9 protein-coding genes and 1 pseudogene are annotated in these 9,123 nt (G+C 53.3%); all 10 read left to right on the top strand.

Annotated features, from left to right (window positions below; genetic code table 11):
* Window positions 1–484 (top strand): annotated as a pseudogene (locus ACZ25G_RS00700) (phosphate acyltransferase PlsX); the annotation flags it as partial.
* A 17-nt stretch (window positions 485–501) separates the two neighbouring features.
* Complete coding sequence (gene rnc / locus ACZ25G_RS00705; protein ID WP_463681187.1) at window positions 502–1,182, top strand: ribonuclease III; 681 nt, start codon at window positions 502–504, stop codon at window positions 1,180–1,182.
* Entirely contained in the window at window positions 1,179–2,183 is a 1,005-nt protein-coding gene (locus tag ACZ25G_RS00710; RefSeq protein ID WP_463681188.1) for an elongator complex protein 3, read from the top strand. Before rnc ends, ACZ25G_RS00710 begins: the two co-directional genes overlap by 4 nt.
* A 6-nt stretch (window positions 2,184–2,189) precedes the next feature.
* Complete coding sequence (gene smc, locus ACZ25G_RS00715; RefSeq protein WP_463681189.1) at window positions 2,190–5,765, top strand: chromosome segregation protein SMC; 3,576 nt, start codon at window positions 2,190–2,192, stop codon at window positions 5,763–5,765.
* A 23-nt stretch (window positions 5,766–5,788) separates the two neighbouring features.
* Window positions 5,789–6,709 (top strand): signal recognition particle-docking protein FtsY, encoded by a 921-nt coding sequence (ftsY, locus tag ACZ25G_RS00720; RefSeq protein ID WP_191481645.1) that lies wholly within the window; start codon window positions 5,789–5,791, stop codon window positions 6,707–6,709.
* Window positions 6,706–7,293, top strand: coding sequence for an XTP/dITP diphosphatase (locus ACZ25G_RS00725; RefSeq protein ID WP_463681190.1), 588 nt, complete (start codon window positions 6,706–6,708; stop codon window positions 7,291–7,293). Before ftsY ends, ACZ25G_RS00725 begins: the two co-directional genes overlap by 4 nt.
* Before the next feature lie 58 nt (window positions 7,294–7,351).
* On the top strand, window positions 7,352–7,642 hold the full coding sequence (locus tag ACZ25G_RS00730; protein WP_191481643.1) for a YhbY family RNA-binding protein: 291 nt from the start codon (window positions 7,352–7,354) through the stop codon (window positions 7,640–7,642).
* 33 nt (window positions 7,643–7,675) lie between these two features.
* Window positions 7,676–8,281, top strand: coding sequence for a nicotinate (nicotinamide) nucleotide adenylyltransferase (gene nadD, locus ACZ25G_RS00735; protein ID WP_463681191.1), 606 nt, complete (start codon window positions 7,676–7,678; stop codon window positions 8,279–8,281).
* A complete protein-coding gene (yqeK, locus tag ACZ25G_RS00740; protein ID WP_191481641.1) occupies window positions 8,271–8,861 on the top strand; it encodes a bis(5'-nucleosyl)-tetraphosphatase (symmetrical) YqeK in 591 nt (196 codons plus the stop codon). The genes nadD and yqeK overlap by 11 nt, the downstream gene beginning before the upstream one ends.
* A partial coding sequence (locus ACZ25G_RS00745) for a hypothetical protein (RefSeq protein WP_463681192.1) occupies window positions 8,858–9,123 on the top strand: 266 nt, incomplete at its 3' end. The genes yqeK and ACZ25G_RS00745, both read left to right, overlap by 4 nt.

The raw sequence follows: 9,123 nt of genomic DNA on the forward strand, positions 1-9,123 counted from the left end.
AGGGCTGCTCAATGTAGGGGCAGAGGACACCAAGGGCACCGATCTGCAAAAGGATGCCTTTGGCCTGCTCAAAAATGCGCCTTTGCATTTTACAGGAAACATTGAGCCCAGAGATGTTCCCTTTGGAGAATGCGAAGTGGTGGTATGCGACGGCTTTTCCGGCAATATTGTCCTCAAGCTGACAGAGGGATTGGCTTCCGCCATGATGGGCAACATTAAAAACATCCTTTACAAGAACACCCTGACCAAGCTGGCGGCGGCCAGCATTAAAGGCGGGCTGATGGACTTTAAAAAGAGGATGGATTACACCGAGTACGGCGGGGCGCCTCTAATGGGCATTGCAAAGCCTGTCATCAAGGCCCACGGCAGCTCCAATGCCAATGCGTTTAAAAATGCCATCCGTCAGGCCAAGGAATTTGTGGAGCACGATGTGATCGGGGAGATTCAAAAATCCTTGGATGAGCTGAAGAAAGTGGAGCAGTAGTTGCGGGAGAGATAGGAATGAAAGAAAAAGAACTGGAAAAAGTCATCGGATATACCTTTTCAAATCCCAAATATCTGACCATAGCCCTTTCCCATACCTCTTATGTCAATGAGGTAAAGCGAGGACTTGTGAGCAATGAACGGCAGGAATTTTTGGGGGACGCAGTTCTCTCCATCGTGGTGTCTGACTATCTGTTCAAACATTATTCCCACCTGCCCGAAGGGGAGCTGACTAAGCTGCGGGCCTCCTTGGTCTGCGAGAAATCCCTGTGTGAGTTTGCCCATATGATTGGCCTGGGCCAGTACCTGATGCTGGGCCGGGGAGAGGAGCAGATGGGCGGACGGGAACGTCCATCCATCCTGGCCGACGCCTTTGAGGCCCTCATTGCAGCCATCTATCTGGATGGAGGCATGGAACACGCGAAAAAGTTCATTCTGGGCTTTGTGAAAAAGCAGGTGGAAAAGGACAAAAAGGTCTTTTTCAAGGACTATAAAACGGCCCTGCAGGAGATCATCCAGCAAAATAGGGAGGAACAGCTGACCTATGTGCTGGTGGGGGAAAGCGGACCGGATCATGACAAGCACTTTTCGGTGGAGGTCCATCTCAATTCCAATGTTATCGGCAAGGGAGAGGGACGCAGCAAGAAAGACGCCGAACAGATGGCGGCCAAGGAAGCTTTGGCGCTCATGGGAGAATGAGGCACGCTAATGTCGCCTTCTTTATCCCGCACATTGGCTGCCCCCATCGGTGCAGCTTCTGTGACCAGCACGCCATTTCAGGCGCGGTACAGGCGCCCAAACCAGAGGAAGTCAGGCGGGTCTGTGAACAAGCCCTGTCTGACCTAGGAGAGCGGGCTCAAAACAGCGAAATCGCCTTTTTTGGCGGCAGCTTTACCGCCATTGACCGCGGATATATGACTGCCCTGTTAGAGGCCGCCGCTCCCTTTGTGGGAAAGGATGGCTTTTCCGGCATCCGGGTCTCTACCCGCCCCGACGCTGTGGAGGCTGAGATCCTCTCCATCCTCAAAGATTACGGTGTTACCGCCATTGAACTGGGAGCCCAGTCCATGGATGACGGGGTGCTGTCTAAAAACCAGCGGGGACATACGGCAGCCGATGTGGCAGCAGGAGCAGGGCGCATCCGGGAGATGGGCTTTTCTTTGGGGCTGCAGATGATGGTAGGGCTATATGGAGATACCCTCTCCGGCGCAGAGGAAACGGCAAAAAAACTGGCGGCCCTCCATCCTGATACAGTACGGATCTATCCTACCGTGATCCTTCGGGGAACGCAGCTGGCCCGGCTGTGGGATGAGGGCAGGTACCGGCTGCCGGATTTTGATGAGACGGTGAAACTTTGCGCCAGGCTCCTTCTTTTTTTCGAGGGACAGGGAATCCGGGTTATCCGGTTAGGCCTGCATGCCTCCCAGGAGATGGAAAATCACATGGTGGCGGGGCTTTACCATCCGGCCTTCCGAGAACTTTGTGAAAATGAAATCTATCTTGCCCATGCCCTGGAACAAATCAAAGCCCAGCGCCTCCCCTATGGAAAGCTTATTTTGTGGGTGGCGCCGGGGCATACATCCAAGATGGCGGGGCAAAAGAGAAGAAATTTAGAAATACTGACAGGGCTGGGCTATCAAACCAAGATAAAAGAGTGCCCCGGCCTTTTGGAATATGAGGTTAAAGCAGAGGGGAAGTGATCGAGTTTGCACCTGAAATCGCTGGAACTGCACGGATTTAAATCCTTTCCGGATAAAACCAAATTGACCTTCAACCGGGGGTTGACAGCGGTAGTGGGCCCCAACGGCAGTGGGAAGAGCAATATCAGCGACGCCATCCGCTGGGTCATGGGGGAGCAGTCCACCAAGAACCTGCGGGGAGCGAAGATGGAGGATGTCATCTTTGGCGGCACCCAGGCCAGAAAGCCCCAGGGATTTGCGCAGGTATCCCTTACCCTGGATAACACTGAGCGGGATGTGGACATCGACAGCGACGAGGTCACCATCACCCGTAAGCTCTACCGCAGCGGAGAAAGTGAATACCGCATCAATGGCAACAACGTCCGGCTGCGGGATATCCATGAATTGTTCATGGACACCGGCCTTGGCCGGGATGGCTACTCCATCATTGGCCAGGGAAAGATTGCGGAGATTATCTCCACCAAGAGCACCCAGCGCCGGGAAATTTTTGAGGAGGCGGCGGGAATCTCCAAATTCCGCTACCGGAAGGCAGAGGCGCAAAAACAACTGGATATGGCCTATGAGAACCTATTGCGGCTGCGGGACATTCTCTCCGAGCTGGAAGGACGGGTAGGCCCGTTGGAGATCCAGTCAAAGAAGGCCCAGGAGTTTCTGAAGCTGTCGGAGGAAAAGAAGGACATTGAAATCTCCTTGTGGAACCTCAATCTCAAGACCTTGACCCAGTCCATGAAGGACCAGGATGAAAAGATCCTCATTGCCCAGGGCCACTATGACGAGGTCCAGCGGGAAATTGATGGGCTGGAAAAGGAGATAGAGGCGCTTTTTGAAAGGGCACAGGCGGCGCTACTGGAAATTGATACAAGCAAAGCCCAGGCGCAGCAATTGCGGGATAAGATCGGGGAGGAGCGTTCCCAGATCGCGGTGCTGGAAAACGATATCCGGCACGCCCAGGCGGACATCGCCGCCCTTTCTGAAGCGGTGGCTTTGGGAGAAGAGGCCAGCGAGACGTCCAGACAGGAGTTAGAAAATCAGACTGCCCGGATTGGGGAAAAGCAGGCTGCCCTGAGAAAGCAGCAGGAGAACTTCGAAAATAAGGCCGCGGAGCTCACCGGTTTGGATGACGAGCGGGAGCGTTTTTCACAGCAGATGCAGAAGCTGTCAGAACAGGTGGGACAGGCTCATCGGGATCTTTCACGGACCCAGCTGGAGGAGGCCTCGTCCCGTTCCACCATGGAGGAATTGCAGGCGCGGATTACCAATGCCGCTTTGGCCAGAAAATCCAAGGAAGAGGAACTGGAGGATACCAAACGTCAGGAAGAGGACTGCCAGGGCGTTTTGGAAGGGGTGATCGAGGAACTGGACTCCTTAAAAAACGCGGTGGCAGGCTATGAATACAAGCTTTCTTCCCGTAGGGAAAAGCTGCAAGCAGAAAAGAGCGCGGCAGAAAAAAAACGGAACCAGCACCGGGACTTGACGGCCCGGATCAAGCTGCTGGAAGATTTGGAAAAAAATATGGAGGGGTTTTCCCATAGCGTCAAGTTCGTCATGAACAGGGCCCATTCCGGCCAGCTCCGGGGTGTGGTAGGGCCTGTATCCAGTGTTATCAGTGTGGGGCAGGGTTACACGGTGGCCATCGAGACGGTGTTGGGCGCAAGCCTCCAGAACATCATTGTAGAAAACGAACAGGTAGCCAAACGGGCCATCGGCCAACTTAAGGAAGCCAAGGCAGGCCGGACCACCTTTTACCCCTTGAGCACCATCAAGGGCAACCGCTTGCGGGAAACAGGACTTGCCGACCACACCGGCTTTGTGGCCCTAGCAGCGGATCTGGTCCAGTGCGATCAACGCTATCAGAATGTGGTGGACAACCTGCTCGGCCGCATTGTGGTGGTGGAGGAGCTGGATGACGCCGTGCGGATGGCGAAGGATTTCGGCCACCGGTTCCGCATTGTCACACTAGATGGACAGGTGGTCAATGTGGGCGGCTCCATGACCGGCGGCTCGGTGTCCAAAAATGTAGGTATTCTCAGCAGGAAAAGCGAGATCGAGACATTGGAGAAGCAGGCGGCTGCAATGGAGGCAGGCTTCCCAGCAATGGAGGCGTCCCTTTCCAAGTATCAGCAGGCGGTCAGCGAGCTGGAGGCTCAGCTCACCGCCGTACGCAGCGAGATTATTGCCCGGGGTGAGGACAAGGTTCGGCTGCAAGCCCAGCAAAGTGCTCTGCACACCCGATGCCAGCAGCTATCCTCGGATCTTGCGGCCATGGACAGCGACGACACCAGCCTGGCGGATACCATTGCCAAGCTCAAAGAGCGGCTGGCAGAGCTAGAACACAAGGAGACAGAACAAAAAGGAATCATTACCGCCTTAGAACAAAGCCAGGAGGACACCTCAGGCAAGATGCAGGATCTGGAGCAGCGGCGGGAGACTCTCATGTCCCGGCTCAGCGAGATGCGCCTGGCTATTTTAGGCGAGGAAAAGGATATCCAGATGCTGGAGCAGTCTCTGGCCCAGATGCGGGAGCAGCGGGAGAGCAGAGAGGAACAGCGCCGTATCTCCAAGGAGAGGATCAAGGAAAAAGAGGCCTACATCCAGGAGATACATAAAAATATCCAGGACATTGAAGGAACCTGCTCCCAATTGCAGAGCCAGATCAAAGAGCTGGAAGCAAAGGTGGAAGTAAAAAATCGGGAACGGCAGCAAAATGAGATGCAGTCCACCCAGCTGCGGACCAAAGAGCGGGAGCTTTCGGTGACGAGAGAAAACCATGCAGGGGAGCTTGTCCGGCTAAAAGAGCGGGGAAGCGCGTTGCAGATCGAATATGACGGCATCATCGCCAAATTGTGGGACGAATATGAGCTCACCCGGTCGGAGGCCCAGTCCCTGGCAAAGGAGATTGACAAGCAGGCAGGCCAAAAACGGCTGTCCGAAATCCGCTCCCGGATCAAGGCCTTGGGCTCTGTCAACGTAGGGGCCATTGAGGAATACAAGGAAGTTTCGGAGCGCTATCAGTTTATGAAGGCGCAGATTGATGACGTGGAAAAATCCAGGGAGGAGCTGACACGGCTCATCGGTACGCTGACAGAGGACATGCGCCGTCAGTTTATCAAAAGTTTTGAGGAGATTAACCGCAACTTCTCCCAGATATTCGTAGAGCTGTTCGGCGGAGGTAAGGCAAAGCTCAGCCTCGCCGATGAAAATGACGTGCTGGAATGCGGCATCGACATCTTTGTGCAGCCGCCGGGGAAGATTATCAAAAATCTGGCCGCCCTTTCCGGTGGAGAACAGGCATTTGTGGCGATCGCCATCTATTTCGCCATTCTCAAGGTCCGGCCCGCCCCCTTCTGTGTACTCGATGAGATTGAGGCGGCGTTGGATGACGTCAATGTGGCCAAGTACGCGGCCTATCTGCGGAGTATCTGCGACAGGACCCAGTTTATCCTCATCACCCACCGCAGGGGCACCATGGAAGAAGCGGACGTGCTCTATGGTGTTACCATGCAGGAGGAAGGCGTGTCCAAGCTGCTTTCCATCGACGTCAGCGAAATTGAGAATAAGCTGGGTATGAAGGCCAGCACTTAGCAAAGAGGAAAGGAAGAATTGCCATGGGCTTTTTTGAAAAGATCAGCAAGGGGCTGAAAAAGACAAAGGAGTCGGTCATCCGCCAGATGGACCAGATGTTTGGCTCTTTCACCAAGGTGGATGAGGAGCTCTTTGAAGAACTGGAAGAACTTCTGGTGATGGGTGATGTGGGGGTAAGAACCTCCGAGAAAATCTGCGACCAGCTCAGGGAAAAGGTAAAGGCGGAGAAGATCACCGATGCCGCCCAGGTCAAGGGCGCGCTCAAGGAGATCATCACCGAGATGCTTTCCGGCGGAGAGGAGCTTAACCTCCATTCCAAGCCGTCGGTGATTTTGGTCATCGGCGTCAACGGGGTAGGCAAGACCACCACCATCGGGAAGATGGCCGCCAACCTAAAGGACTCTGGAAAGAAGGTCCTCATGGTAGCGGCAGACACCTTCCGGGCTGCCGCCATCGATCAGCTGCAAATCTGGGCAGACCGGGCCGGAGTGGATATTGTCAAGCACGGCGAGGGTGCGGATCCGGCGGCTGTGGTCTATGACGGTATGCAGGCGGCCAAGGCCCGAGGGGTAGATGTGGTCATCTGCGACACGGCGGGCAGACTGCATAACAAGAAGAACCTGATGGATGAGCTTGCCAAAATCTCCCGGGTGATCCACCGGGAGATCGGGGAGAATGATATGGAGGTTCTGCTGGTGCTGGACGCCACCACAGGCCAGAACGCAGTCAACCAGGCGCGTCAGTTTAAGGAGGCGGCAGGCCTTACCGGTATTGTGCTGACAAAACTGGACGGTACTGCCCGAGGCGGCGTGGTCATCTCGATTAAGGATGATTTGGGGATCCCCATCAAATATATCGGCGTGGGAGAGCAGATCGACGACCTGCAGCCCTTTGACGCCAAAGGATTTGTTGACGCTCTCTTTGATGAGGAGGAAACAGCATGAAGGTAGTGGTTGCCACCGGTAATATGGGCAAGCTCAAGGAATTTCAGCGGATCCTGGCCCCCTATGGAGTAGAGATTCTCTCTCAAAAAGAAGCGGGAGCGGACATTGAGGTGGAGGAGACTGGTACAACCTTTGAGGAAAACGCTTACCTCAAAGCGGCGGCCGTCTTTGCGGCAACCGGCATCCCGGCCATCGCCGATGACTCTGGCCTTGTCGTGGACGCCCTGGATGGAGCTCCCGGGGTTTATACCGCCCGGTATGCGGGCGAAGATGCCACCGACGACGAGAACATTCAGAAGCTGCTTTCCAATATGGAGGGGGTAAAGGAGCGTTCCGCCCGTTTTGTCTCCGCCATCTGCTATGTTTGGGACCAGGGAAAAAGCCTGACCACCCGCGGTGAGTGCGAGGGTACGGTTGGCTTTGAAAAAAGGGGAAATGGCGGTTTTGGCTACGACCCTATTTTTATGGTGGGGGAAAGAAGCTTTGCGGAGCTTTCCGCCAAGGAAAAAGATGATATCAGCCACAGAGGACGGGCCCTCCGCCAGTTTGTGGAGGAATTTGCCCAGCTGATGCGGCAAAAATAAAAGACTGGCGGATCGACTATACGGCCTATCACAAATTTAAACAGAAGGAGTTTATCCATTGATTACCAGTAAACAGAGAGCCAAGCTCAGAAGCCTCGCGAACCCCATCGACACCATTTTACAGGTGGGCAAAGGCGGCATTGAAGAAAACCTGGTCATCCAGGTGGCCGATGCCTTAAAGGCCAGGGAACTGATCAAAATGAGGGTGCTGGAAACGGCGCCGGTAGATGCCCGGGAAGCGGCCCAGATCCTGGCGGAAAAGACGAAATCTGATGTGGTGCAGGTCATCGGCACCCGCTTTGTGCTGTATAAGCGCAACGAAAAGAAGCCGGTCATCGAGCTAAAATAGAAATAAGAAGCAAAGAAAAGCGGGGGAAAGGATATGCGTATCGGCATTTTTGGGGGGACATTTAATCCTATCCACAAAGGGCATGTCCATATAGCCCGGGCTTTTTATCGAGAACTGGATTTAGACCGTCTGCTGGTTATTCCCACCCATGTGCCGGTCCACAAGATGGCCGGCAATCTCATCAGCGGGGAGGAGCGGATGCAGCTTTGCCGGCTTGCTGTGCGGGATGACCCCAATTTTGAGGTCAGCGGTATTGAGGTGGAAAGCGAAGAAAAAAGCTATACCTATACGACGGTAAAAAAACTGCGGGCTCTGTATCCCACAGCTGAGTTTTTTCTGATTATGGGAAGCGATATGTTCCTTTCCTTTCACACCTGGTATCATTACCGGGATATTTTGCAGCAGGTAACCCTCTGCGCTGCAGCACGCAAAGATAAAGAACAGAATAACCTTGCCGCCTGTGCCCGGCAATTGACAGAAGAAGGTGGCAGATGCATTGTGCTGGATTTGGATGTGATTGAAATATCATCCACCCAGCTGCGGGAAAAAATCCGTCGGGGAGAAGATGTAAGCGGGTATCTAGACCCAGAGGTGGAAAGATATATCCGGGAAAAGAGGTTGTATCAAAATGGGACTTAAGACGGAAAATGAACAATATGTAAAACTTGCGAAAACAATGCTGGATGACTACAGGTACAACCATAGCCTCTGCGTCGCAAAAGAGGCGGTTCGCTTGGCAAAAAAGTACGGAGCAAACCCTAAAAATGCCTATATTGCGGGGATTTTGCACGATATTTTAAAAAATACGCCCCTTCCGGAACAGTTGCAATGGATTAGAAAGTCTGGTATAATTTTTGACAACATTCAGCTGGCCTCTCCGCCCATTTGGCATGGGTTTGCGGCCAGCGTCTTCATCAAAGAAGAGCTTCATATTGAAGAAGAGGAGATTATCATGGCAGTCCGGTATCATACTACCGGGCGCGGTGGGATGTCCCTCATGGAAAAAGTGATTTATATGGCGGATATGACATCCGCTGACCGAAGCTATAAAGATGTCAATGCAATTAGAAAAATGGTGAACAAAAATCTGGATGAGGCTCTTTTTGAATCCATCCGGTTTTCTATATCAAATTTGTCAAAAAAACGGCTTCCCATTCCATTTGACACTGTCATGGCATACGACGAGCTTTGTGTCACACATCGGGAGGAATCAAATTGAACGATCTGAGAAAAAAGAGGAAAAAATCTGGTAGGAAAAAGACGGCGATTGCCGTCTGTATCCTTGCCGTTATCTGTGTTTTGGCAGTAGGCGCCGTTGCGCTAATGAAAAATTACCGTCCCTTTGAACAAAAACCTGAGACTACAGCTGACCCTAATGCCACCACCAGCAAGCCCTTGGAGAACTCTCCGGAGATTAAGGAGAAGAGTGTCAATGTGCTGGTATGTGGATTGGATGAGAGCGAAAGCCTCACCGACGTCAT

The organism is Zongyangia sp. (assembly GCF_965361945.1).